This is a genomic window from Actinomadura rugatobispora (genome assembly GCF_055379765.1).
In genome coordinates, this window is record NZ_AP029191.1 from 6,892,340 (window position 1) to 6,915,577 (window position 23,238).

Here is a 23,238-nt window from a genome sequence, read left to right on the forward strand (position 1 = left end):
TCCCCTTCCGGCCGCTCCTCGGCATGCCGGTAAATGGTCGGATGTGTGTGGTTAGTTAGCGAAGGGTATGTAGCGCCCGGGATAGTTGATTTCAGTGCGGTGCAACACGTTTCGGGGGTGCGTGGTGCGAAGCAGAAATCCGGCGATTCTTCTGGTCCTGGGATTGGCCGTCACCGCGGGCTGCGGCGGCCAGGGGGAGGACGGGCAGCGCAAAGCGGCGGCGGCGCGGCAGCACGTCGCGCTGAAGAAGAAGGCGGCCCCGCCGGCGCGGCCCGCCGCTCCGCCCGCGATGCGGCGGCTCGACTGCGCGAGGCTCAAGTGCGTGGCCCTCACCTACGACGACGGGCCCGGGGCGTACACGGGGCAGCTTCTGGACATGCTGCGGAGGTCGGGTGCCCGCGCCACCTTCTTCATGCTCGGCGAGAACGTCCGCGGGCACGCCCACCTCGTCCGGCGCATGGCCTACGAGGGGCATGAGCTGGCCAACCACACCTGGTCGCATCCGAAGCTGACGGGGATGTCCGGCGGTGCGGTCCGTTCGGAGATCAGCCGTACGCAGCGGGCGATCCAGGAGGCGTCCGGGGTCGTGCCCAAGGTGTTCAGGCCCCCGTACGGGGCGACCGACGCGCAGGTGGGCCGTGCCGTGGGCATGCCGCAGATCATGTGGAGCGTGGACAGCATGGACTGGCTGCACCGCAACATGGCCCGCAATGTGAGCGCCGGCGTCAAACAACCCAAACCCGGCGGCGTCGTACTTTTTCATGATATTCACCAGGCGACGGTAAAGGCGACGCCGAGCATCCTCTCGGGCCTGAGGCAGCGGGGCTTCACGCTCGTCACGGTCTCGGAGCTTTTCCAGGCCAGAACCTTGAGGGCGGGTTCTCGATACACCGAATTGTGGTGAACCCCGAGCGATAGGGGTCCAAGGAGGACGGCGGGTCTGATGTGCCGCAAAAGCACTTCGAGGCCGTTCTTCCAGTGGGTGGCGTGAACAAGTGAAGGCGAAGGCGCATCGGAAGAGGAGACGCCGTGCCCGCTCGGTTCGCGACCTGGAGGAATCGTGGAAGACCCGTCGCTCCCGTCTCCTGGGCCGGACGCGCTGTTCGAGGGCCACGAGGCCACACGAGGCACCCCGCGTCCGCCAAGCACCCCCTCGACGCCCACGCCGCCGCCCTCTCCCGGCGCCGAGCCTGGAACGGTGCAGTTCCGCCCGCCGCCCGCGACCACCGGCGAACGCGCGGCCCTGGCCGCGGCGATCCTGCTGGGCGCCGTGCTCTGCGCGCTGATCCTCGCCTCCGGGGCCACCGGCCCGCTCTGGGCCGCCGCGCCGTACTGCCTGGCGGCCCTGACCCCGTCCGCCGCCCTGGCGCTTCTGCTCCTGAGCAGGCGCGGCGCCACGCTCGCGGGGCCCGAGGGGATCGTGAACCGGGGGTTCTGGACGACGAGCAGGATCCCCTGGCACGAGATGACCGGCTTCGAGGTCCGCGCCACCCGCTCCGGACGTTCCGTGGTCGTGCTCAGGCGACACGCGGGCTCCGTCACCCTGGCCGCCCCCGTCGAAGGGGCGCTCTCCCGTGACGGCTCGTTCGGCGAACGGCTGCAGGTGCTCCGCGCCCTCGCCGCGGCGTACCGGCACGCGCCTCCGGGCCTGCGGGAGCGCACTTCCGGCCGGACGCGCCGGAAGACGGTGCTGCTGACCCTGCTCGCCTTCGTGCCCCTCCCGCTCGCGGCCTGGTCTCCGTGGCTGGACTCGTGGTGGCCGGGCAGGGGAGAGGCCCTCAGCGTCCCCGACCCGTGCGCGCTGGCGGGCCCTGAGCTGGGCCAGGGGGCGTGGCGTGTCCCCGCCGCAGGCTCCGCCGGGCCCGGCGGCCCCTGGAAGCGGACCGGCCACCCGGGGGCCCGGCGGTGCCAGCGGGAGCAGGCCGGACGCGGGCGGCTGTTCATGGAGGTCGAGGTCCACCAGAGGAGGTACCTGGAGAGCGCTTCGGGCCGGGCCGCCTCCTGGATGGCCTACGAACGCGGCGGGCCCGGGGCCTATCGGCCCGTAGGGGACCCGCACGTCCGCCAAGGCGTCGAGGCCCAGGCCAAGCCGGGGCCTGGCGACACGCTCCTGATGGCCCGCCGGGCGAACGTCGTGCTCACCATGCAGTGGGTGCACGGCGGCGCGGCCGGAAGCGACCGGGGCGTCGCCGAACTGGCGCGCATCGCGCAGGCGGCCCTGGGACGCGTCGCCCTCGGCTGAACTCGGAAGGCGCCGAGGCGGTGATCAGCCGTCGGAGCGGGGGCGGCGCCTGGGCGGGGGCTGCGGCGGGACGACCTTGCCGGCCACCACGATCTCCTCGGGCACTTCGACCAGCTCACCGGTGCGCCGGCGGACCTGGAGCCGTTTGCCGGACCACGATTCGAGCACGCCCACCACGTCGCTGTACTCTCCCGTAGGCAGGCGGCGGCGAAGCGAGACCCGCTGACCCACGTCCGCCGGAGTGATGGACACGACCAGCCGCGCGGCGAAGTGGCCGGACATGTGAGGACCCCCGTGTCGAATCGACTGAGCCGTGGTGGCAATACTATTCACAGCGAGCGTGCGGTAAGCCGTGACGTGCGGCGGGGCCGGTACACCCGAGAGGAGTCACGAACGTGACCTATGTCATCGCGCAGCCCTGCGTGGACCTGCTCGACAAGGCATGCATCGAGGAATGCCCGGTCGACTGCATCTACGAGGGGAAGCGCCAGCTCTACATCCACCCCGACGAGTGCGTCGACTGCGGTGCTTGCGAGCCGGTCTGCCCGGTTGAGGCCATCTACTACGAGGACGATGTGCCCGACCAGTGGAAGGACTTCTACAAGGTCAACGTGGAGTTCTTCGACGACCTGGGCTCGCCCGGCGGCGCCTCCAAGGTGGGCAAGATCGACAAGGACCACCCGATCGTGGCCGCGCTGCCTCCCCAGGAGCACGACGAATAAGACTCCGGGGCGCGTAACGGAACGATCCCGCGCGCGCGGTTCCCGCGAGACAAGGGTTGCGTACCCTCAAGGCCGTGGCCTCCTCACGTCGAGGCCACGGCCTTGAGGGCTCTTGAGAGCCATGTTGGCTTTGGTGAAGAAGGTGTAGGAGGGGTGGATTTGCGCGCGCTGCCGGACTTTCCGTGGGATTCGGTGCGGCCGTACCGGGAGCGTGCCGCCCGGCACCCCGGAGGCGTGGTCGACCTGTCGGTCGGCACCCCCGTGGACCCCACCCCCGCGTTCGTGCAGGAGGCGCTGGCCAAGGCGTCCGACGCGCCCGGTTACCCGCAGACCTACGGGACCCCGCCGCTGCGCGAGGCGGTGGCGGGCTGGGCCCGGCGCCGCCTCGGGATCGCCCAGGCCGACCCGGACGCGGTGCTCCCGGTGATCGGCAGCAAGGAACTGGTGGCCTGGCTGCCGACGCTGCTGGGCGCGGGCCCGGGCGACCGGGTCGTCTTCCCCGAACTGGCCTACCCGACCTACGACGTGGGCGCCCGGCTGGCGGGCGCCGAGCCGGTGGCGACCGACGGGCTGCTGGCGCTCGGCCCGGCCGTACCGAAGATCGTCTGGGTGAACTCGCCGTCCAACCCGACCGGCCGGGTGCTGCCCGCCGAGCACCTGCGCAAGGTGGTGGCCTGGGCGCGCGAGCGCGGCGCGGTCGTGGTCAGCGACGAGTGCTACCTGGAGTTCGGCTGGGACCCCGGGCACCCGCCGGTGTCGATCCTGCACCCGGAGGTCTGCGACGGCTCGCACGAGGGCCTGCTGGCGGTGAACTCGCTGTCCAAGCGGTCCAACATGGCCGGGTACCGGGCCGGGGTCGTGCTGGGCGACCTGGCCCTGGTGAAGCGGATCCTGGAGATCCGCAAGCACGCCGGGATGATCGTCCCGGCCCCGGTGCAGGCGGCGATGACGGCGGCGTTCCAGGACGACGCGCACGTCGACGAGCAGCGCGAGCGGTACGCGCGGCGCCGGGCCGCCCTGCGCGCCGCGTTCGAGGGCCACGGCTTCCGCGTCGACCACTCCGAGGCGTCCCTCTACCTGTGGGCGACCCGGGACGAGCCGTGCTGGGACACCGTCGGGCACCTCGCCGACCTGGGCATCATCGTCGGCCCGGGGGAGTTCTACGGCCCGGCGGGCGGACGGCACGTCCGGATCGCCTTCACCGCCACCGACGAGCGCGTGGCGGCCGCCGTCGCACGGCTCTGAGTTCCGGCGAACCGCAAAACCGGCGAAACAGTTGTATCCAGGGAACCAGCGTGACCTGGGTGACGTCTGAGGCGCGCATAGTTATTTCCTCCTGATCTCGGTAGGATCCGCGCGTTGCCCCAGATACCGCTGCTTCAACGGAGGTGCCCGTGGACGGGCGAGTGATTGCCGTCCTGCTGGCGCTCATCCTGTGCGCTCTCGTCGTCATCATCGTCCTGATGGTGCGGCGCCGTCCGTCCGGGACGGCCGCCGCCCGCCCCGCGGACGCCGCCGCCCCGCGCGACCCGTTCGCCGCCGAGGACCAGGTGGCGGGCGACCCGCGCACCATCAAGGCGGGCGACATGGTCGAGTACCTCGGCGTCCGCTACTTCGTGCGCGGCTCGGTACGGCTCCGCGAGGGCGGCTTCACCTGGAGCGAGCACCTCCTGGACGCCGACACCATCGAGGGCACCAAGGTCTGGATCTCGGTCGAGGAGGACCCCGACCTCGAGGTCGTCTGGTGGACCGAACTGGACGCCGGCGACCTGCGTCCCGACAGGAGGACGCTGACGGTCGACGGCGTGGAGTACCGGCGCGACGAGCACGGCACCGCCGACTACTCCAGCGAGGGCACCACCGGCGTCGGTGCCGAGGGCCGGGTCGAGTACGTCGACTACGAGGCGTCCGGCGGCCGCTACCTGTCGTTCGAGCGGTACGGCGGCGGCGCCTGGGAGGCAGGGACCGGCGAACGCGTCCCCACCGGCACCCTGACGATCTACCCCGGAAGCTGAGCCGGTCTTGCTCGCCTCCCTCGACATCCCCTACGCGGACTCGCGCGCCGACGCGCTGTCGTTCGCGCTCGGGCTGCCCCGGCTCGACGCGCTCGCCGTCCTGCCGGTCGAGGCGCCGGAGAACGCGGTGGTGGAGCTCCGCCTGCTCGGCGCGTCCCACCAGGTCTTCGCCGGCCCGTTCAGCGAGACCGTGGCCTGCCTCCCCGGCGGGCACGACCCGGTGCCCGGACGGTTCCGCGCCACGGCCGGCGGCTGGGCCTACGACTTCACCGCGACCACGGTGGCGCACGACGGCGACGCGGCGTTCCGCCGGGCCGTCGACGGCCTGCGCGACCGTCTCGCGGGCCGTGCCGACGCGCTGACCGGGACCTTCCCCGGCTCCCCGCACGCCGTCACCGCCCTGGCCGTGGCCGCCGGGGACGCCCCCGGCGGGCTGGGGTGGCGCACCTGGCACGCCTATCCGCAGACCCGGGAGATCGTCATGACACGGAGCCGGCTGGTGAGCGAGCGATGAGCGAGGACGCGGCGCCCGCCGGGAGCGGCGGGCGCGGGATGAAGGCGCCCGTGATCGGGTCGCTGGTGCTGGCCGGCCTCGGCGCGATCGTGCTGCTGATCGCGCTGTTCGCGGGACGCACCTCGCCCCGCGGCTGGATCCCCGACACCTACACGCGGGTCGCGGACGACACCTACGCCTCGCAGCGGCCGCCGCTGACCGTGTCGCGCGAGATCCTGCGGCGGTTCGAGACCGACGAACGGGTCTACACGCCCAACGGCGTCTTCCTGCGCTACCACAACGCCGTGGTCGGGATCCTGCCGGACGGGCGCGGCTCCCGCATCACCTTGGACACCCCCGACCGCGGATACGCCCGCTACCACTCCTCGGTGGGCGGGCACTGGGGAGGCCCGGGGGGCCGGGCGTCCTCGTTCCGCGGCGGCGGCCCCGGGGAGGGCGGCAAGTGAGCGGCGGTCAGAAGGGCCAGAAGGGCGGCGGGTCCGGCGCCGGGCGGACCGAGAGCGACCAGAAGGCGCTCCAGGCCGCCAACAGCGAGATGTCCAAGGGCGGCTGCGGCTGCCTGGTCGCGATCTTCCTGGTGGTGTTCGTCGTCCCCTTCCTGTGGGGCCTGTACGACGAGGGCGTCTTCGACCGCAAGGACCCGGGGATCGAGTCCGCGCCGGTGTTCGGCCCCAGGGAGACCGGGCAGCTGGTCGAACGGCTCGCCACCGCGTCCAGGGCCCAGGGCGTCTGCTACGGCTGGGTGATCGAGTCCGGCCGGTACCGGGCGATCCCGACGGTGACGCCGTCCTACAGCGGCACGTTCCGCCCGGAGAGCACGCGGCCCTCGCCGACCGTGCCGCGTACCGGAGCGTCCCCGGAGACGACACCGCGTACCGGAGTGTCCCCGGCCCCGCGCCGCACGCCGGAGACCGGCACAGCCCAGCCCACCCGCCGGCCCGGCACCGTGCCCTCACCCTCCAAGACCCTCACGCCCTCCGAGCGCAGGGAGATCGACCGGGCCTTGATGCAACTGCAGGTGAGCGGCGTCGAGTACGGCTCCAACCTCGGCGTCGGGGTCGACCCGCGCCGGCACCTCGACCGCTGCCCGCGCTGGGCCGTCCTCACGGCGGACTACAGCTACTCCTCGTCCGACCAGGAATGGACCTCCGGCACGATGGAGATCGAGACCAGCCGGGACCTCGACCTGGAGACCACCAACCGGTTCGAGCTGGAGGCGCAGGTCTCCCAGCAGAAGCAGGACGACATCCTCGGGACCAACTCCATCGCCCGGCTCTCCGACGTCATCGGCTCCATGCCGATGCTGGTCGCCCAGGAGGGCCTGGCGGCGCCGGTGCCCGCCGCCTCACCGGCGCCCGCCGCCCAGGCCGCGCCGGCCGCCGACCGGCTCGACGAGCCGCTGAACCTCGGCCGCACCATCTTCATCGGAATCGGGATCGCGCTGATCGCGGGCGGGGTGGTCTGGATCGCCGTCGCCGCCGTACGGAACCGGAGGGGCACCAGCTCATGATCGACGACATCCTCCAGGAGAGCGGTGCCGCGCTCGCCTACGGCGCCATCGGCATCGGGCTGATGGCCCTGGGCTACCTGGTGGTGGAGGTGACCACACCGGGCAATCTCGGCCGGCAGATCTGGACCGAGCGCAACCGGGGCGCCGCGCTGATCCTGGCCGCCAAGCTGCTCGGCGTGGGCGCCATCGTGACCACCGCCATCGCCGTCAGCGAGGACGACCTGGCCGCCGGGCTGCTCGGCACGGTCACCTACGGCGTCATCGGGATCGTCCTGATGACCGCGGCCTTCTACATGCTCGACCTGCTCACGCCCGGCAAGCTGGGCGCGACCGTCGTCGACGCGCGGGAGCTGCACCCCTCCTGCTGGGTGGTCGCCGCCGCCGACCTCGGCACCGCCGCGATCGTGGCCGCCGCCATCTCCTGAGCACGACCCGTTCCGTGGCAGACACCGAGACCGACGACACCGAGGCCGAGGCCCCGGCGGCGCTGCGGCTGCCCGCCCGCGCCGCCCGCGCGCTGGTGCTCGCGGCGGTGTTCACCTGCGCCGCGTGCGGTCTGGTGTACGAGCTGGCGCTGGTCGCCCTCGGCAGCTACCTGGTCGGCAACTCCGTCACCCAGGCGTCCATCGTGCTGTCGGTCATGGTGTTCGCCATGGGCGTCGGGTCGCTGGCCGCCAAACCCCTGCAGCGCTTCCCGATCGTCGCGTTCGCCGTCGTCGAGGGGGTGCTGGCCCTGCTCGGCGGGCTGTCGGTGCTCGTCCTGTACGCGGCGTTCGCCTGGTTGAACCTGTACGTCCCCGCGCTGGTCGTCGTGGCGTTCGCGGTCGGCGCGCTGATCGGCGCGGAGATCCCGCTGCTGATGACGCTGCTGCAGCGGATCCGGCGGCAGGACGCCGGCAGCGCCGTCGCCGACCTGTTCGCCGCCGACTACGTGGGCGCCCTCATCGGCGGCCTCGCCTTCCCGTTCTTCCTGCTGCCGCTGTTCGGGCACATCAAGGGCGCCCTGCTGGTCGGGGCGGTCAACGCCGTCGCCGGCATCGCCGTCGTGCTGTGGCTGTTCCGGCGGCAGATCCGCCGGGGCGCCCGCACCGCGCTGTGGGCGGGCATGGCCGCCGTGCTCGCGGTCCTCGGCGGCACGTACGCGCTGGCCGACCGGTTCGAGGTCTCCGCCCGCCAGGTCCTCTACCGCGACCCGATCGCGCTCGCCGAACGCACCCCGTACCAGGAGATCGTGATCACCCGGAAGGTGGCCCTGTCCGGCCGCCCCGACCTGCGGCTGTTCCTGAACGGCGACCTCCAGTTCTCCTCCGTCGACGAGTACCGCTACCACGAGTCGCTGGTCCACCCGGCGATGGCGGGCACGCGCGGGAACGTGCTCATCCTCGGCGGCGGCGACGGCCTCGCACTCCGCGAGGTGCTGCGCTACCCGGACGTCCGCAGCGCCACCCTCGTCGAACTCGACCCGCAGATGACGCGGCTGGCCCGCACGTACAAGGAGATCGCCGACCTCAACGGGCACGCCTTCGAGGACCCCCGCGCCCGGACCGTCCACGCCGACGCCTTCTCCTGGCTCCGCACCGCCACCCGGCGCTACGACTCGATCATCGTGGACATGCCCGACCCCGACGACGTCGCCACCGCCAAGCTGTACTCGGTCGAGTTCTACGGCCTGGTGAAACGGGCCCTGGCACCGGGCGGGCGCATGGTCGTCCAGTCCGGCTCGCCCTACTTCGCGCCCCGCTCGTTCTGGTGCATCGAGAAGACCATCCGCGCCGCCGGGCTGGCCACCGTCCCGTACCACGTGGACGTGCCGAGCTTCGGCGACTGGGGCTACGTCCTCGCCGCCCCCACCCCCGACCCCCCCAAGCTCGAACTGGCCCCGTCCCTGCCGGGCGGCCTGCGCTACCTGGACGCCGACGTACTCCGCTCCGCCGCCGTCTTCGGCAAGGACCTCCGCCACCGCGACGTCGACATCAACACCCTCCTCCACCCCCGCCTCGTCGAGTACGAGAACGACGAATGGAAGGAAGCCTGACCCGGGCCCGGACAGGGCCAGGGTCAGGCCGGGTGGCGGCGGCGCCCGAGTATCCCGGGGGCCGCCGTGGTGCGTTTTCGCGCCGGAGGCAACCAGCGGAGGCTCAGGGCGTCTCTGAGACATGGAAGCTGAAACGGTGCTCCCCGAACGCGCGGCGGACCAGGCGGCCGACGAGGCGACGATCGCGGTCACCGAGCTCTATCGAGGGCACGCGCTCGGACTGATGCGCCTGGCCCTGGTGATGGTGGGCGATCGGGTGACGGCCGAGGACGTGGTGCAGGACGCGTTCATCGGGCTTTACCGGCGCTGGTCACGCCTGAGGGAGCGGGACAAGGCACTGACCTACGTGCGGTCGGCCGTGCTCAACGGCTGCCGTACGGCGCTGCGGCGGCGCGGGCGGCCGTTCCGCGGCGAGCATCTGCCTCCGGTGTGGTCGGCGGAGGCGGCGGTGATGGTCGGCGAGGACCGGCGCGAGGTACTGGCGGCCCTGCACCGGCTGCCGGCCCGGCAGCGCGAGGCACTGGTGCTCCGCTACTTCTGCGATCTCACCGAAGAGGAGATCGCCGATGCCATGCGGGTCAGCCGAGGCACCGTCAAGTCGACCACGTCCAGGGCGATCGCCGCGCTGGGCCGGATCCTGGAGGAGGAACTGTGAACGCGACCGAAAGGCGTCTGGCCGACGCGCTGAAGACCGCGGGCGACACGCTCGGTCCGGGGGACGTCCCCCCGCTGGACCTCTCGTCGAAGCACCGCCGGTCGGTCCTTGCCAGGCCACTGATCCTTGCCGCGGCGGCCGCGTCCGTGGCCGCCATCGTCGTCGGCGCCGGAGCCGCCGCCGTCACGATCGGCGGCTCCCGACCCGATCGGGAGCCCGGACCGCTCACGCGGCAGGCCGACGAGAACAACAGCGTCGTGGTCTACCTGTGCGCGCGCACCTCGTCCAACCCCGTCTGCGGCAAGAAGGACGCGACACAGGTGCAGAAGGACGCACTCAGTAAGGAGCTGGCGAAACTGCCCTGGGTCCATCGGGTGGAGTATGAGAGCAGGAAAGAGGCCTTCGAGAGGTTCAAGAAGCAGTTCGAGGAACGGCCGGGCTTCGTCGAATCCGCCAGGGAAGGCGACATCCCCGACTCGTTCCGCGTGACGGTCCGCGACCCGGGGGACCGGAGCAAGGTCGGGCGGGCCATGATCGGGCGTCCCGGCGTGGATCAGGTCGTCGTCTCCGAGAGGGCCTGACAACCCCGCCGCGGCCGGAAAGCGTTGCCGCGTCCTGGTCTAGGGGCGGTCCTCGTCGCCGGTGGTCGATCTGCGGATGGCGCGGTCCACGGCGCGCTGGAAGGAGCCGACGAGTGACTGGATCATCAGGGGCTTGAGCTTGGCGGCCAGTTCCAGCAGTTGCTCGCGTTCGTCCGGGGGACGGCCGCGTTCGCGGTAGGGGCGCACCACCGTGTCCTGGAAGACGCGCTGGAGTTCGGCGGCCAGCTCCGAGGTGTGGTGTTCGATCAGCTCGTGCGTGGAGATCAGGGTGTCCAGCGGCAGGGCCGACAGTTCCGCCGCCGTGTTCAGCAGTGCCGGGCTGAGGACGCGGGTGCCGTCGGGGGTCTGCTCGATCACGCCGAGCGCGGCCATCTTCTTCAGCGCCTCGTCGTCCAGGTGGCGCCCGGCCCGCCGGTCGAGCTCGTGCCGGTCCAGGATCTCGGTCTCCTCGGGCGCCCACGGTGACAGCAGGGCGCGCTGGAGGGCGAGGTCCTCGGGCGAGGCGTCGGCGGGGATGCGTTCGAGGTGCCGCTCGATCGCGGCCAGGGTGAGGCCGAGGGCCTGCAGTTCCCGGACGAGCTCCAGCCGCGCCAGGTGGTCGGGCCCGTACAGGCCGGTGCGGCCGCGCAGGCGGGGCGCCGGGAGCAGGCCGCGCCCGGCGTAGAAGCGCACGGTGCGCACGGTCAGGCCGGCGCGGGCGGCCAGCTCGTCGACCGTCATCTCTTCGACCGGGTCCATGGCCGCCTCTCCTATGTGACAGTCCTAGTGTTACATTAATCCTGTATCAGGATGCACTTACTACAAGGAGCCGGCCGGATGGCACGCGAGATCTTCACCGAGGAGCACGAGGCGTTCCGCGACATGGTGCGGTCCTTCATCGCGAAGGAGATCACCCCGTACCACGAGCAGTGGGAGCGGGACGGCGTCGTCTCGCGCGAGGTGTGGCTGGCCGCCGGACGGCAGGGCCTGCTCGGCATCGAGGTCCCCGAGGAGTACGGCGGCGGCGGCAACCCCGACTACCGCTACTACGTCGTCCTGAACGAGGAGTTCGCCCGCGCGAACGTCAGCGGCCCCGGGTTCTCGGTGCACAACGACATCAACGGCGCCTACCTGCTGCGGCTGGCCGACGAGGAGCAGAAGCGGCGCTGGCTGCCCGGCTACTGCTCGGGCGAGCTCATCACCGGGATCGCGATGACCGAGCCCGCCGCGGGGTCCGACCTGCAGGGCATCAAGACCACTGCGGTCAAGGACGGCGACGACTACGTCGTCAACGGCTCCAAGACGTTCATCTCCAACGGCATCCTGTCCGACCTGGTGATCGTGGTGGCCAAGACCGACCCGTCCGCCGGCGCCCGCGGCGTCAGCCTGCTGGTCGTCGAGCGCGGCATGGAGGGCTTCGAGCGCGGCCGCAACCTCGACAAGGTCGGCATGCACGCCCAGGACACCGCCGAGCTGTTCTTCGACAACGTCCGCGTCCCCAAGGCCAACCTCCTCGGCGAGGAGGGCATGGGCTTCATCTACCTGATGCAGAACCTCGCCCGCGAGCGCCTGTCCATCGGCGTCACCGCCCAGGCCGGGGCCGAGGTCGCCTTCGAGCAGACGCTGGAGTACTGCAAGACCCGCGAGGCGTTCGGCCGCCCGATCGGCAAGTTCCAGCACAACCGCTTCACCCTCGCCGAGATGAAGACCGAGCTGACCGTCACCCGCACGTTCACCGACGACTGCATCGCCAAGGAGAGCCGGGGAGAGCTGAGCGCCGAAGAGGCCGCGATGCTCAAGTACTGGAACACCGAGCTGCTCAAGCGCGTGGTGGACCGGTGCGTCCAGCTGCACGGCGGCTACGGCTACATGACCGAGTACCCGATCGCCAAGGCCTACCAGGACGTCCGCATCCAGACCATCTTCGGCGGCACCACCGAGATCATGAAAGAGATCATCGGCCGCTCCCTCGGCGTTTGACGCCGGTATCCCGCCGCAGGCCACTAGCGTGGCCGGGTGCGCACGCGATTCGATCCTGAGGAGACCGAGGAGTTCGAGGCCGCCAGGGACCTGATCCTTCGCCGCTGCACGGCCTGGGCCGGGGAGCGGGACCTGGCGGCGGACCCGTTCATCCTCTCCTCGGCCCTGGAGTACAGGCACGACGGTGCCGACGGACGGCTGGCGTGGTGGACGCCCCACCAGGTGCACGGATTCCTCCTGGAGTGGATTCCCCGCCGCGTCGCCGCCGAGCCCGAGGAACTGACCGGTGCCCCGGAGACGCTGCGCACGCTGATCGGCTACCTGGACGCCACCGGGCTGCTCGACCCGCGCGGCGCGAGCGCGGCCGAGAACTCGGCGGCGATCGACAAGGCCGCCAAGGATTTCGAGACGGCCGTGCGCGACCCGCTGCGGCAGGGCCTCGCCACGTTCTGGGCCCGTACCGCCGCCCGCGCCGGCGTGGACCTCGCCGATCCGGACGCCCTGGAGCGCTTCACCGAGGACGTGCACGCGGGCCGCGTGGACTTCGACGAGGAACTGCTCGGCCGTCTAGTCGAAGGCGACGACCTGGACGGGGAACGGCTGTTCGCGCAGCCGCCGGTGTTCCTGCCGCCGGAGGACGAGCTCGCCCGAGCCGCCGCGGCGAGCCCGGTCATCGAGCGGCTGCGCGCGCTGGCGGAATGGGCCGGTAAACAGGGGCGCGCCCTCACCCCCAACGGCTACCTGCGGATGTCCGACGCCCGGGAACTCGTCGACCTCCTCGGCACCGGGGACGAGGTCGAGGGGGTGCGCAGCGCCGGGGAGCTCGCCGGGCTGAACCTCGTCCTGTCGTGGGCGAAGCGGGCCCGGCTGGTACGGGTGGCCAAGGGGCGGCTGTACGCGGTCGCCAAGGCGGCCCCGGTGCTCGCCGATCCGCCGGCGCTGTGGCGGCGGGCGTTCGAGGCGGTTCCCGACCTGCGCGACGAGATCTGCCGGTCCATCTGGGCGGACGGCGGATTCTCCTTCATGTACGCGGACTTCCCGCTCGTCGTGCCCGACGTGCTCAACACGATCTACGGATTGGAGCCCGCCGTCCCCGTCCGGCGGATCGCGGAGTCGGTATGGCTGAGCTCCACCGAGGACTACCTGCTCGAACCGGTGGACGCGCCGCTGCTGGAGGCCGAGCGCGCACGCGTCGGCGACGACGTGGCGCGCCTGCTGGACGTGCTGGCCGATCTCGGCGCCGTGGAACTGACCGAGGGCATCGCCGACCCGCTCTACAGCATGGACCTCACCGCCGGGGACGGCGTCCTGCCCCCCGACGCCGAGCCTCCCTTCCCGCCGGACGCGGCCGAGCGGCTGAGGCGTGACCTGCGGCGCCCCGGCACGCTGGTCCGGCTGACGGACCTCGGCGCGGCGGCCGTCCGCGAGCGGCTGGTGGCCGAGGGCCGGGAGGCGGGCCTGGTCGGCGAGCTGAGGGACGCCTCTCCCGAAGGGCTGCTCGGCGTCGTCGCCGACCACTACACGGCGGAGACCGGCCGGGCCGAGATCGCCGGCTGGCTGGACGCGCACGGCGGTGACCTCGAACCGCTTCTGGAGGCGATCCGCACCTGCCCCTTCCGCAGGCGGGCGGGCATGATGCTGGACGCGCTGGTCACCGCCCTGCCCGAAGGGACGAGCGCGCTGCGCCGCTGGCGCGGTGACCCGGGGCTCGCACCGGCCGTGATCGCGTACATGGTCGACGAAGGCATGTGCGGCCAGGACGACCTCACCGAGGCCGAGGGCCTGCTGGGCATGACCGAGAGCATCCTGACGCTGCTGGAGGCGGCCGGACCCGACGTGGTGCGCGAGCAGCTCGCGGGCGAGCTCCAACCCGGCGGGCTGGCGACCTTCGCCGAGGCGGTCCTGAACTCCGGCCATCCCGACCGGGAGGGCCTCCGCGAGTTCCGCGAGCTGGTAGCGCGCATGTCCGCCGTCCACGCGATCGATGGACGCCGGAAACGTCGCGCGGCGCCGGGCGCCAAGGGCCGCCCCACCGGCCGCGGCAAGAAACGCAAGCGCTGACGGTCAGGGAGCGAGGTCGGCGGTCAGTTCGGCGGGGGCGTGGGCTGGTGCGCTCTGGGCGATGGCGTGGATGGCGGGTCGCAGCACTTCGACGATGTCCTCTGCTTTGGCGTCCCGTACTCCCTCCAGGTGGAGCAGGTCGCGGCCGATGATGGCGCCGAGGGTGATCGCGCCGATGAGGCCGGCGCGCAGGACGGCGTCGTCGGCCGGGATCGCGGCGGCCACTTGGCGCTGCTGTTCGGTGATCGCCGCGCGCACCTCACGGCCGGCGTCCGGGTGGGTGAGCATCGAGCGCAACATCGCCAGCGTGCCCGACAGGTCGCCGCGCAGCTTGTCGCCCAGGGAGGCCAGCAGCACTTCGGCGACGTCCTCGGCAGGGCCGGTCACCGGCTGGTCCGGTGCGAGTTCTGCGACGCGCGCGAACAGTTCCTCTTTCGACCCGAAGTAGCGCATCACCAGGCCGGGGTCGGTGCCGGCGGCGGCGGCGACGGCCCGGATGGTGGTGCGGTCGTAGCCGGACCGGGCGAACAACTCGCGCGCGGCCTCCAGGATGCGCGCCTCGGTTCGCCGGCGCCGCTCGGCGCGGGACAGGGGTGGTGGCTCGTCCGGCATGCCGTTCAGTCTACATGTGTTGACTCATTTGGCGGACGGTTGCTAGCCTCATTCAGTCAACACTCGTAGACTTAAATGGGGGGCGTCATGGACGACACCGGCCCGCGCGCGGTCCTGGAGCGTGCGCAGCACCTCTTCCTCGCCAAGGACCTCAACGGCTTCGCCGACATGTTCGCTGTGGACGGCACCCACGAGCTGCCCTTCGCCCCGCCCGGAGTGCCGAAGTTCCTACGGGGCCGCGAGCCCATCCGGCAGTACCTGACCTCGATCACCTCGACCCCGCTGGAGTTGACCCGCTTCGACTCCCTGGCCGTCTACCAGACCGAAGACCCCGAGACGCTCATTGCCGAGTACGAAGGACACGGAAGGGTGGTCAGCACCGGCAGGCCGTACACGATGCCTTACATCCAGCTGCTCAGGGCCAGGGACGGGGAGATCCTCACCTGGCGCGACTACTGGAGCCCCCTTGCGGGCGTGCAGGCGCTCGGCGTGCGCGGGCTTATCCCCACCATCGCCCGAACCGCCAGGTCGCACTGGAAACGGCGGGGACAGGCCGACACCGCCGCCGCCCGGTCGTGAGAACCGTCCACCCGATCGAGACCAGGCGCACACCCCCCCGGCCAGGGCCGACAGAGCCCGTTGAAGACCCGAGGTCGGTCGGTCAGACCTCCACGGGAGGTGCTCACCTACATCATCTCTGTCAGCGGGCGAGGTCGGCGGTCAGCTCGGCGGCGGTGGCGAGGTCCTTGGCGAGGGCCTCGCGCTCGGCCTCGGTCAGCGGCAACGCCTCGGCCTCGGCCAGCGACGCCGTAGCGCCGTCGCGATCCCCGGTGCGTATTCGCAGTTCAGCCAGGTAGACCAGCGCGGGTAGCCGCTGGGCGGGCGTGGCGTCCTCGTGCCTGGCCAGCCCGATCTCCAGCACCTTGATGCCCGCGGCCTCGTCACCGTGGGAGTCGGCCTGGCGCGCGGCCGTGGCCACCACGCGCGCCAGCCGCCCCTCCGCCGCGTCGGGTTCGTCGGCGTCGTCCTGGTATCGGCTGATCCGCACCCAGTTCCCGCCGGGGTCGACCACGGTGAAGCCGCCCGCGGTGCCCTGCATGCGGCGCGGCCGGGTCATCCGGGGGATGCCCGACACGGGGATCTTGCCGAACGTGCGGCGCAGGCCCGCGGCGAACGCGGCGTGCAGCAGCTCGGTGTCCGGGGACAGCACGACCACCGTCCCCATGGAGTCCTCCGGGTTGAACTCGGGGACGCCGAAGAAGTTCAGTTCGATCCCGTCCCGGCGGACGGTGGCGAACGGGTTGGGACGGTCCTGGCGGTAGGTCAGCTCGAAGCCGAGCGCTTCGTAGAACGGCAGGACGTCGTCGAGTCGGCGGCAGGGCAGGCACGGGATCACGGTCTCGGTGCGCATGCGAAACACCGTACAGCGTCCAAAGTTTTTGATGAAAGGCCTGCGGCGAATCAGCGCCGCGGGACGGGCATGAGCGCCCAGACGACCTTGCCCTCCCCGGTCGCGGACGGGCGGACGCCCATGTCCTTGGCGTATGCGGCGACGATCGCCAGACCCCGCCCGTGCTCGTCCAACGCGGCGGCATCGGCCGCGACGGGCAGCGCCGACGAAGGATCCCAGCACTCCAGAAGCGGAGCCCCCTCGCGTAGCGCGCAACGCAGGCGAATCTGCGCCCCACGCGCGGCGGACACGGCATTGGTGACGATCTCGCTCATCACAAGCATCGAGTCGTGCACGAGATCCCCCTGGTGCCCCCACCCCGTGAGGGCGTACCGCACCAGTTCGCGGGCCAGAACGACCGACGAAGGTTCGGCCAGCAGAGTCAGGCGCATTTCCGGGCTGGCGGCAGTCGGCGCCACCAGTTCTTGATCACTCATGGAGAACCACCCAGAGGTCGGGAAACGTTCTCTCACTCTGAGTGTTCGCGCGCTAACGTGGAGTGGATTGGAATCCGCCGAATACGCCTTGGGGGAGCGATGACTGTCCGGGAAACCATCGATCCGAACTCGTCGCTCTGGGCGTGGATGGCGTTTGACCTGTGGTTTTATCGCACCCAGCGTGGTCTCTCGCTAGCCCAGACCGCCAAGATCGTCAACGTGGCGCGGGGAACCGTATCGAACTGGGAGGCCGGTCGCCTTCGCCCTCGCGATACATATCTGAAGACGTTGGACCGTGCATGGAACACCGGCGGGCACTTCGAGCGGCTTCACATGTACGCGTGTAGCGGCCATGATCCCGACTGGCGCAAGCAGTACGTCCAGTACGAGGCGGCCGCAGACGTGATCAAGATGTATCACGGCAAGAGCGTGCCCGTATTGGCTCAGACGGAGCCCTATGCGCGGGCGATCGTCAAGGCGGCTGGACGCAGCGGCGACGTTGAGAACGAGGCCAAGTCGCGCATGAAGCGGCAAGGCGTGCTCAAGCGTAGGAATCCGCCCTATCTCTGGCTTCTGCTCGATCAGGAGGTGTTGGAAAACGTAGTCGGTGATCGCGACGTTATGGCAGGTCAGCTGCACTTTCTGCTGGAGTTGGCGGAAGTCGATCGCGTCTGTGTGCGTGTCGTGCCGCGAGGTGCGGGGTGGCATCCAGGGCACGACGGCCACTTTCAGGTGGCGACGGTCGGTGGCAAGGGAGTCTCGTATGCCGTCGCGCAGCTTGCGGGCAGGTTGATCGATGCTGGTGACGAGTCCGCCGTTCTTGAAGTACGTTTCGACGAGATCGGGGCAATTGCCCTCCCCCGCGAGGACTCGAAGGCTCTGATCCAGGAGACCCTAGGGAGGTACGAGTGATGGAGTGGCGGAAGAGCTCTCACAGTGGTGGTGGAAACGATGACTTGTGCATCGAGCTTGCGGAGTCGGCCAGTGGGGTGTGGGTGCGGGACTCCAAGGATCCGGACGGTGGTCGGTTGGAGTTCGAGCGTGCGGCGTTTGCGGGGTTGCTGGAGTGGGTGAAGTGCGGGGAACTGGGCCGCGAGTGATCGAGTGGCGTAAGAGTTCCCGCAGCGGAGGGTTGAACGATGACGCGTGCGTCGAGCTTGCGGCGTTGGCCGGTGAGGTGTGGGTGCGGGATTCCAAGGATCCGGACGGTGGTTGGTTGGAGCTCGATCGTGTGACGTTCGCGAGACTGCTCGGGCGGGTGAAGTGCACGGAACTGGGCCGCGAGTGATCACCTGGCGTAAGAGCTCCTACACCGGTGGTGGAAACGACGACGTGTGCGTCGAACTGGCGGAGTCGGCTGGTGAGGTGTGGGTGCGTGATTCCAAGGACCCGGATGGTGGTCGGTTGGAGTTTGAGCGCTCGGCTTTCGCCGGGTTGCTGATGCGCGTGAAGCGTGGGGAGCTTGGCCTGTAGCGGTTGACGCCCGGACCGTGTGGTGGCAGGACGGTCCGGATCGAAGGTTTGGGCGCAACGCCCCCAGTCGTCGGGCGGGCACGCTGAAACAGTTGTGGCGGCACGGGCCCCGCTGCGGGAACGTTCGATCATGAAGATGCTCCCTCGGCACGGCGGCACGCCGGTCCTCCGCACGGACTTCTCCGGCCAGGGGGCGTGGGACGCCGTTCGCGTGGCCATCCGCACACCCAACGAGGACGGAATCTTCCGGGGGTTCTGAGGGGCCGTCCCGCTCTTGTCTGGGCACGAGGGGCGCCGGTCGAGCACGCCGGGCGCACGCCGCGGGAGATGGTGCCGGGCGCTGCGCCGCCCGCGGCCCCTGGTCCGGGCCACAGGTGGCCTCACCAGCCGACCAGGGCCGCTACCACCGCCAGGGCCAGGCGAGCCCGACCACCTCCCACAGTTCCCACGGGGGCTGGAAGGGCATTCTCGCCAGAATGGGCTCAGAGTCACTGGTGGGGGCCATGAGCAACCTCAATTCGGGGTGTGTTTCAGCGTGGCTGGACAAGCACCACGCTCGGGGACGAGCATCCGGGCCGGCCTCTTGTTCAGTCTCTCCAGTGGAGATCAGGGAGAGCGGGGCCGGGTGATCCGGCCAGCGGCCATCGACGCGGTCTGAGGGAATGCCATGAGCATCGCGTTCGATGCGTCTGACGGGCCGTCCACCTGGTGGGCGGCGCGGGAGCCGCAAGATGGCGAGGCGGATCTCATGTCCGTCGCGCGGTGGTGTCGAATCTCGTCGAGCCGGTTCGTAGCCAAGGTAAGAGGCCGGCACGGGCCGGTCGCCACTCACAGGGAGAGCGTCATGACCGCTACCTACACCTTCGACGTCTTTTGCAGCCTCGACGGCTACGGCTCCTACACCAGCAGCGGCGACTGGGGCGGCTACTGGGGCAAGCAGGGTCCCGAGTTTCTCGACCGCCGCCTCGCCTTGTACGGCGAGGAGCAGCGGATGGTCCTCGGGGCCACCACCTTCCGGCAGTTCGTGCAGGTGCTGGGGCCGGGCACCGCGCCCGAGGTGACCGACCCGGTGAACACCCGGATGCGGAACCTGCCGACAACGGTGGTGTCGACGACGCTGGAGAGCCCCCTCGACTGGCCGGACGCGACCGTCGTGAGCGGCGACGCCGTCGACGTCGTCGCCCGGCTCAAGGAGGAGTCCGACGTGCCGTTGCGCTCGCACGGCAGCCTGTCGATGAACCGGGCGCTCATGGCCGCCGACCTGGTCGACCGCGTCCAGGTGACGCTCTTCCCCGTGATCACCGGTCAGACCGGAGCGGACCCGATCTTCCGGGGTGCGGCCGACTTCGACCTCGAACTGATCGAGAGCCGGACGCTCGACGGCCACATCCAAGAGCTCGTCTACCGGCCCACCCTGCATGCCTGAGTCCGTTCATGCACCATTCGGAGAATCTCAGTGATTCCGGTTCCTGATTCACTGGCGCCTGCCCCGGCGCGCTGGGGTCTTACGTCAGTCGGCCGTGTAGGCGGCCTCGTCGCGGTTGGCGGCGGGCCAGGTCGGCAGCAGGGGGGCCGAGTTCGGTGTCCCGGGTGGCGACCCGGTGGCCCCGGAACGGCGGATCGTAGCGGTGCCAGGGCCGGATGGAGTGGCGGAAGAGCTCTCACAGTGGTGGCGGAAACGATGACCCGTGCGTCGAGCCGGCGGAGTCGGCCGGTGGGGTGTGGGTGCGAGATTCCAAGGATCCGAATGGTGGTCGGTCGGAGTTCGAACGTGCGGTGTTCGCCGGTTTGTTGGTGCGGGTGAAGCATGGGGGGCTTGGCTTTTAGCGGACGACGATCTTCCTCGTCACTGCGCTCTGAGACGGCGTGGACTCGTCGTCAAGGGACTGTGGACTCTGCGCGAAGGACTTCCCGGATCGGCCCCGACAGAATCGGGGTGTGTCACAAGGGCACAGGTGGAGTCATCGAGCCTGAATCCCGGTCACGTTTCCACCTCGACAAACGACGCGCCCGCGCGGTCAAGGACGGAAACGATGACACGGCGTTCCACTTTGCTGGGCACCACCCTGCTGGCCCTCGTCGCTGCGGCCCCGCTCACCGCGGGCAGCGCGCAGGCGGTGGAGAACGAACCGGCCGCCACGGAACCCTGGGACGCGGCCACCGGCGCCCCGGAAAAGACGTCTCTGTCGCCCATACAGGTCGAGGAGTTCTGGACTGCGGAGCGCATGGAATCCGCGACCCCGATGCCCGTGCCCGAGGCGACACCGGGCGGGGACGACGCCGGGGAGGTGCCTCCGAGCACCCAAGCGGAAAGCGGTGAGGGATTCGTCCCCGAGGCGCCCGTCAGCGGATCCATTCCGGGAACGCTGGCGCTCGACTACTTCTCCACATCCCGAGTGTGGTCGACGCACGGGAAGATGCCCGCCGCGACGATCGGGAAGCTTTTCTTCACCAAGAACGGCTCCAGCCGGTCGTGCTCCGCCGCGACGATCAACGCGTCCAATCGCAACACCATCTGGACGGCGGCGCATTGCGTCAGCAACGGCAACGGGGGCTGGAGTTCGAACTTCGCGTTCGTGCCGGACTACCACGACGGGAAGAGGCCGTACGGCACGTGGACCGCCAAGTCCTGGGCGGTGCCGAAGGGCTACCACGAAGGCAAGAACAGCAGGTACGACCTGGGGGCGATCGCCCTGAACCTCTCCTCGGGCCGGAGGGCGGGCAACGTGGTCGGCTACCAGGGCTACAAGTTCGGCGAGGGCCACAACGAGACCAGCTTCCAGGACACGCGGGCGTTCGGCTACCCGTCCGACACCCACCCGCCCCGTTCCGGGATCGACTCCAAGCAGCTGAGGTTCTGCGTCGGCTACGCGGCGCCGGACGCCCTCTTCCGGCGGATGGCCTGCGACATGGGCAAGGGCGCCAGCGGCGGGCCGTGGATCACCGACATGCCGCTCTCCCGTGGCTGGGGCTACATCATCGGTCACAACGCCTGGATTTACGGGGCGAGCGAGTTGTGGACGTACGGCCCGACGCTCGGGACGGCCGCCATCAACGTCCGCGCGGCCGTCCACACGGACTAGCCCCGGCGGGTACGGGTCACTCCTCGTCGGATCCGTGCTGCTCTCGGCGCGCTTGGACCAAGTCGGCGGAGCGTCATTTTCTGGACGAGCCTGCTCAGGTACTCACCGTCGCGGCCGGACTTCTTCGGGGTTGCCGGTTCGGGCGGCTTCTTCGATGGTCGTCAGCAGGTGGTGGAGGCGGGCGGCGGTGTGGAAGTTCGGGGTCGGCTGGCGGTTCTCGGTGAGGGCGCGAGCGAACTCCTGGTAGACGGCGGCGACGTTGGCGACCGGGCCCGCGGACGGGTCGAAGGGGACGGTCACGTAGGCGTCCGGCACCTTCGTCGGTTCGTTGTTGACGCGGATGTCCCAGTCGGTCCAGTGCATGTACGTGCCCGGCTGGGGTGGCGTGATGACGATCGTTCCCTCGGAGCCGACGAGCTTGACGAGGAAGCCGTCGGGGCTGCCGGAGGCTCCATGGACGGTGATGGACGCCGTGGCGCCGTTCTCCAGGGTGCCGTGCACCAGTACGTGGCTGGGCGTTTGGTTGGGGATTGTTCGGGAGGTTCCCTCCAGGGTGAGTTGGTCGTACAGGCGGGGGAGTCTGGCGGAGACCTCGGCGAGGCTGCCGGTCATGCGTTCCAGCGTCGCGATGAAATGGCCGGCCATGATCGTCAGGATGGTGGCGCCTCCGGCAGGGTCGGCGCACCAGGCGAGGTCCGGGTAGATGCTGCCGCCCCCGTACGGGGCGCCCGACGCCACCAGGACTGCCGACTCCAGGCGGCCGATCCGGCCGCCATTGATGAGGTCGGCGACGAAGCGGGCGTCGGGGGAGTGGGTTCCCTGAAGGGAGACGGCATGGAGCACGCCGGCGGCCGTGGCGGCTTCGGCGAGGTCCGGTGCTTCGTCGGGATCCGCGGTCAGCGGCCACTCTGAGAGCACGTGCTTGCCCGCTTTCAGCGCGGCCCTGATCACTTTCGAGTGCTCGGGCGCCTTCACCGAGACGACGACCAGGTCCACGCTGGGGTGTGCCGCGAGGGTGTTGGCGTCGGTGAAGGCGTGCGGGACGTTGTGTCCGGCCGCGGCCTTGCCGGCGCTGGCCTGCTTGGTCGTGGCTACCGCGGTGACCTCGAACTCGGGCAGTGCGGCGAGGGCGGGCAGGTGCGACCCTGCGGCCCAGCCACTGGCACCGACGACTCCGACTCTGATCAAGGCTGCTCCTAGTTATGTACCTATCGGTAAGAAACTAGAGTGTGCGGGGGTGCCGTTTCAAGGAGGTGGGCCATGCCGGGTGGTCGTCCGCGGGCTTTCGACGCCGATGCCGCGCTCGACCGCGCCTTGGAGGTCTTCTGGAGGCAGGGGTACGAGGGGACGTCGCTGTCGGATCTGACCGGCGCGATGGGCATTAACCGGCCCAGCATGTACGCGGCCTTCGGCAACAAGGAGCAGTTGTTCGTCAAGGCGTTGGATCGCTACGGCAGCGGGCCTGGTGCCTATGCCGGTCAAGCGGTGGGGGCGCCCACCGTGCGGGAGGTCGTCGAGCGCATGGTCGAGGGGGCCGTCGCGCTGACCACGGGCCCGGATACTCCGCTGGGGTGCCTGAGTGTGAATACCGTCCATGCCTGCGGGCCGGATTCCGTGGGGGTGCGGCGGGAGACCGTCGCGCGGCGGATGGCCGGGGAGGCGGCGCTTCGGCGGCGGTTCGAGGGGGCGTCCGACCTGCCTGAGGGGTGTGACCCCGCCGCGCTTGCGCGGCTCGTTCTCACCGTCTGCGACGGTATCGCGGTCCAGGCGGCGAGCGGGCGTACGCGCGAGGAGTTGCGCCAGGTGGCGCGGCTTGCCGTGCGCGGCCTGTTCTGAGGCCGGCCACTCGCGCCAGGTGGCCGGGGTCC

30 protein-coding genes are annotated in these 23,238 nt (G+C 70.5%); 24 read left to right on the plus strand and 6 right to left on the minus strand.

The window, feature by feature from the left end; genetic code table 11:
• Positions 1 to 163 precede the first annotated feature (163 nt).
• Together ACZ466_RS30760 and ACZ466_RS30765 are read left to right on the plus strand one after the other, a co-directional pair.
• Positions 164 to 904 carry a polysaccharide deacetylase family protein gene (locus tag ACZ466_RS30760; protein WP_378285190.1) on the plus strand — a complete coding sequence of 247 codons (741 nt, stop codon included), beginning with the start codon at positions 164 to 166 and terminating at the stop codon, positions 902 to 904.
• 156 nt (positions 905 to 1,060) lie between these two features.
• Positions 1,061 to 2,242 carry a hypothetical protein gene (locus tag ACZ466_RS30765; RefSeq protein WP_378285189.1) on the plus strand — a complete coding sequence of 394 codons (1,182 nt, stop codon included), beginning with the start codon at positions 1,061 to 1,063 and terminating at the stop codon, positions 2,240 to 2,242.
• Positions 2,243 to 2,266: 24 nt separating this feature from the next.
• Here the strand turns inward: ACZ466_RS30765 and ACZ466_RS30770 are convergent, their stop codons facing one another.
• Positions 2,267 to 2,524 carry a putative acetyltransferase gene (locus ACZ466_RS30770; RefSeq protein WP_378285188.1) on the minus strand — a complete coding sequence of 86 codons (258 nt, stop codon included), beginning with the start codon at positions 2,522 to 2,524 and terminating at the stop codon, positions 2,267 to 2,269.
• A 113-nt stretch (positions 2,525 to 2,637) separates the two neighbouring features.
• On the opposite strand from ACZ466_RS30770, the gene fdxA reads away from it, so the two are divergent.
• The 10 genes from fdxA (at position 2,638) to ACZ466_RS30820 (ending at position 10,274) form a co-directional block, all read left to right on the plus strand.
• Positions 2,638 to 2,964 (plus strand): ferredoxin, encoded by a 327-nt coding sequence (gene fdxA, locus ACZ466_RS30775; protein ID WP_197010200.1) that lies wholly within the window; start codon positions 2,638 to 2,640, stop codon positions 2,962 to 2,964.
• A 159-nt stretch (positions 2,965 to 3,123) separates the two neighbouring features.
• Positions 3,124 to 4,209 (plus strand): succinyldiaminopimelate transaminase, encoded by a 1,086-nt coding sequence (gene dapC, locus ACZ466_RS30780; protein ID WP_378285239.1) that lies wholly within the window; start codon positions 3,124 to 3,126, stop codon positions 4,207 to 4,209.
• 149 nt (positions 4,210 to 4,358) lie between these two features.
• The gene (locus tag ACZ466_RS30785; protein WP_378285187.1) at positions 4,359 to 4,979 is read left to right on the plus strand and encodes a DUF4178 domain-containing protein; all 621 of its coding nucleotides are present in this window, start codon (positions 4,359 to 4,361) and stop codon (positions 4,977 to 4,979) included.
• 7 nt (positions 4,980 to 4,986) lie between these two features.
• Positions 4,987 to 5,493 carry a DUF2617 family protein gene (locus ACZ466_RS30790; RefSeq protein WP_378285186.1) on the plus strand — a complete coding sequence of 169 codons (507 nt, stop codon included), beginning with the start codon at positions 4,987 to 4,989 and terminating at the stop codon, positions 5,491 to 5,493.
• Positions 5,490 to 5,939, plus strand: coding sequence for a DUF4247 domain-containing protein (locus ACZ466_RS30795; protein ID WP_378285185.1), 450 nt, complete (start codon positions 5,490 to 5,492; stop codon positions 5,937 to 5,939). Before ACZ466_RS30790 ends, ACZ466_RS30795 begins: the two co-directional genes overlap by 4 nt.
• On the plus strand, positions 5,936 to 7,003 hold the full coding sequence (locus ACZ466_RS30800; RefSeq protein ID WP_378285184.1) for a hypothetical protein: 1,068 nt from the start codon (positions 5,936 to 5,938) through the stop codon (positions 7,001 to 7,003). The genes ACZ466_RS30795 and ACZ466_RS30800 overlap by 4 nt, the downstream gene beginning before the upstream one ends.
• A complete protein-coding gene (locus ACZ466_RS30805; protein ID WP_378285183.1) occupies positions 7,000 to 7,428 on the plus strand; it encodes a DUF350 domain-containing protein in 429 nt (142 codons plus the stop codon). Before ACZ466_RS30800 ends, ACZ466_RS30805 begins: the two co-directional genes overlap by 4 nt.
• A 14-nt stretch (positions 7,429 to 7,442) precedes the next feature.
• Positions 7,443 to 9,038: a polyamine aminopropyltransferase gene (locus ACZ466_RS30810; protein ID WP_378285182.1), complete on the plus strand. Its 1,596-nt coding sequence runs from the start codon at positions 7,443 to 7,445 to the stop codon at positions 9,036 to 9,038.
• A 121-nt stretch (positions 9,039 to 9,159) separates the two neighbouring features.
• On the plus strand, positions 9,160 to 9,693 hold the full coding sequence (locus tag ACZ466_RS30815; protein WP_378285181.1) for a SigE family RNA polymerase sigma factor: 534 nt from the start codon (positions 9,160 to 9,162) through the stop codon (positions 9,691 to 9,693).
• On the plus strand, positions 9,690 to 10,274 hold the full coding sequence (locus tag ACZ466_RS30820; protein WP_378285180.1) for a permease-like cell division protein FtsX: 585 nt from the start codon (positions 9,690 to 9,692) through the stop codon (positions 10,272 to 10,274). The genes ACZ466_RS30815 and ACZ466_RS30820 overlap by 4 nt, the downstream gene beginning before the upstream one ends.
• Positions 10,275 to 10,313: 39 nt before the next feature.
• Here ACZ466_RS30820 and ACZ466_RS30825 read toward each other — a convergent pair whose 3' ends face one another.
• Positions 10,314 to 11,033 carry a MerR family transcriptional regulator gene (locus ACZ466_RS30825; RefSeq protein ID WP_378285179.1) on the minus strand — a complete coding sequence of 240 codons (720 nt, stop codon included), beginning with the start codon at positions 11,031 to 11,033 and terminating at the stop codon, positions 10,314 to 10,316.
• 78 nt (positions 11,034 to 11,111) lie between these two features.
• Between ACZ466_RS30825 and ACZ466_RS30830 the strand changes: the two genes are divergently transcribed.
• Positions 11,112 to 12,254: an acyl-CoA dehydrogenase family protein gene (locus ACZ466_RS30830; protein ID WP_378285178.1), complete on the plus strand. Its 1,143-nt coding sequence runs from the start codon at positions 11,112 to 11,114 to the stop codon at positions 12,252 to 12,254.
• 36 nt (positions 12,255 to 12,290) lie between these two features.
• On the plus strand, positions 12,291 to 14,315 hold the full coding sequence (locus ACZ466_RS30835; protein WP_378285177.1) for a hypothetical protein: 2,025 nt from the start codon (positions 12,291 to 12,293) through the stop codon (positions 14,313 to 14,315).
• Between the two features lie 3 nt (positions 14,316 to 14,318).
• On the opposite strand, the gene ACZ466_RS30840 is transcribed toward ACZ466_RS30835, so the two are convergent.
• Positions 14,319 to 14,927, minus strand: a complete 609-nt coding sequence (locus tag ACZ466_RS30840) for a TetR/AcrR family transcriptional regulator (protein WP_378285176.1) — start codon at positions 14,925 to 14,927, stop codon at positions 14,319 to 14,321.
• Between the two features lie 87 nt (positions 14,928 to 15,014).
• On the opposite strand from ACZ466_RS30840, the gene ACZ466_RS30845 reads away from it, so the two are divergent.
• Positions 15,015 to 15,506 carry a nuclear transport factor 2 family protein gene (locus ACZ466_RS30845; protein WP_378285175.1) on the plus strand — a complete coding sequence of 164 codons (492 nt, stop codon included), beginning with the start codon at positions 15,015 to 15,017 and terminating at the stop codon, positions 15,504 to 15,506.
• Positions 15,507 to 15,627: 121 nt separating this feature from the next.
• On the opposite strand, the gene ACZ466_RS30850 is transcribed toward ACZ466_RS30845, so the two are convergent.
• Positions 15,628 to 16,338 carry a VOC family protein gene (locus ACZ466_RS30850; RefSeq protein WP_378285174.1) on the minus strand — a complete coding sequence of 237 codons (711 nt, stop codon included), beginning with the start codon at positions 16,336 to 16,338 and terminating at the stop codon, positions 15,628 to 15,630.
• Between the two features lie 50 nt (positions 16,339 to 16,388).
• On the minus strand, positions 16,389 to 16,814 hold the full coding sequence (locus ACZ466_RS30855) for an ATP-binding protein (RefSeq protein ID WP_378285173.1): 426 nt from the start codon (positions 16,812 to 16,814) through the stop codon (positions 16,389 to 16,391).
• 99 nt (positions 16,815 to 16,913) lie between these two features.
• On the opposite strand from ACZ466_RS30855, the gene ACZ466_RS30860 reads away from it, so the two are divergent.
• The 8 genes from ACZ466_RS30860 (at position 16,914) to ACZ466_RS30895 (ending at position 21,370) form a co-directional block, all read left to right on the plus strand.
• On the plus strand, positions 16,914 to 17,726 hold the full coding sequence (locus tag ACZ466_RS30860; RefSeq protein ID WP_378285172.1) for a helix-turn-helix domain-containing protein: 813 nt from the start codon (positions 16,914 to 16,916) through the stop codon (positions 17,724 to 17,726).
• Positions 17,726 to 17,914, plus strand: coding sequence for a DUF397 domain-containing protein (locus tag ACZ466_RS30865; RefSeq protein ID WP_378285171.1), 189 nt, complete (start codon positions 17,726 to 17,728; stop codon positions 17,912 to 17,914). Before ACZ466_RS30860 ends, ACZ466_RS30865 begins: the two co-directional genes overlap by 1 nt.
• Positions 17,911 to 18,102 (plus strand): DUF397 domain-containing protein, encoded by a 192-nt coding sequence (locus ACZ466_RS30870; protein ID WP_464041760.1) that lies wholly within the window; start codon positions 17,911 to 17,913, stop codon positions 18,100 to 18,102. The genes ACZ466_RS30865 and ACZ466_RS30870 overlap by 4 nt, the downstream gene beginning before the upstream one ends.
• Entirely contained in the window at positions 18,099 to 18,287 is a 189-nt protein-coding gene (locus tag ACZ466_RS30875) for a DUF397 domain-containing protein (RefSeq protein WP_378285169.1), read from the plus strand. Before ACZ466_RS30870 ends, ACZ466_RS30875 begins: the two co-directional genes overlap by 4 nt.
• Positions 18,288 to 18,417: 130 nt before the next feature.
• Positions 18,418 to 18,546, plus strand: a complete 129-nt coding sequence (locus ACZ466_RS30880; RefSeq protein WP_378285168.1) for a hypothetical protein — start codon at positions 18,418 to 18,420, stop codon at positions 18,544 to 18,546.
• A 585-nt stretch (positions 18,547 to 19,131) separates the two neighbouring features.
• A complete protein-coding gene (locus ACZ466_RS30885; RefSeq protein ID WP_378285167.1) occupies positions 19,132 to 19,713 on the plus strand; it encodes a dihydrofolate reductase family protein in 582 nt (193 codons plus the stop codon).
• Between the two features lie 215 nt (positions 19,714 to 19,928).
• The gene (locus ACZ466_RS30890) at positions 19,929 to 20,114 is read left to right on the plus strand and encodes a DUF397 domain-containing protein (protein WP_378285166.1); all 186 of its coding nucleotides are present in this window, start codon (positions 19,929 to 19,931) and stop codon (positions 20,112 to 20,114) included.
• A gap of 206 nt (positions 20,115 to 20,320) precedes the next feature.
• The gene (locus ACZ466_RS30895) at positions 20,321 to 21,370 is read left to right on the plus strand and encodes a trypsin-like serine peptidase (protein ID WP_378285165.1); all 1,050 of its coding nucleotides are present in this window, start codon (positions 20,321 to 20,323) and stop codon (positions 21,368 to 21,370) included.
• A gap of 102 nt (positions 21,371 to 21,472) precedes the next feature.
• Here the strand turns inward: ACZ466_RS30895 and ACZ466_RS30900 are convergent, their stop codons facing one another.
• On the minus strand, positions 21,473 to 22,558 hold the full coding sequence (locus tag ACZ466_RS30900; RefSeq protein ID WP_378285164.1) for a Gfo/Idh/MocA family protein: 1,086 nt from the start codon (positions 22,556 to 22,558) through the stop codon (positions 21,473 to 21,475).
• Between the two features lie 72 nt (positions 22,559 to 22,630).
• Here ACZ466_RS30900 and ACZ466_RS30905 point away from each other — a divergent pair, with 72 nt between their 5' ends.
• Positions 22,631 to 23,206: a TetR/AcrR family transcriptional regulator gene (locus ACZ466_RS30905; RefSeq protein ID WP_378285163.1), complete on the plus strand. Its 576-nt coding sequence runs from the start codon at positions 22,631 to 22,633 to the stop codon at positions 23,204 to 23,206.
• Positions 23,207 to 23,238 lie beyond the last annotated feature (32 nt).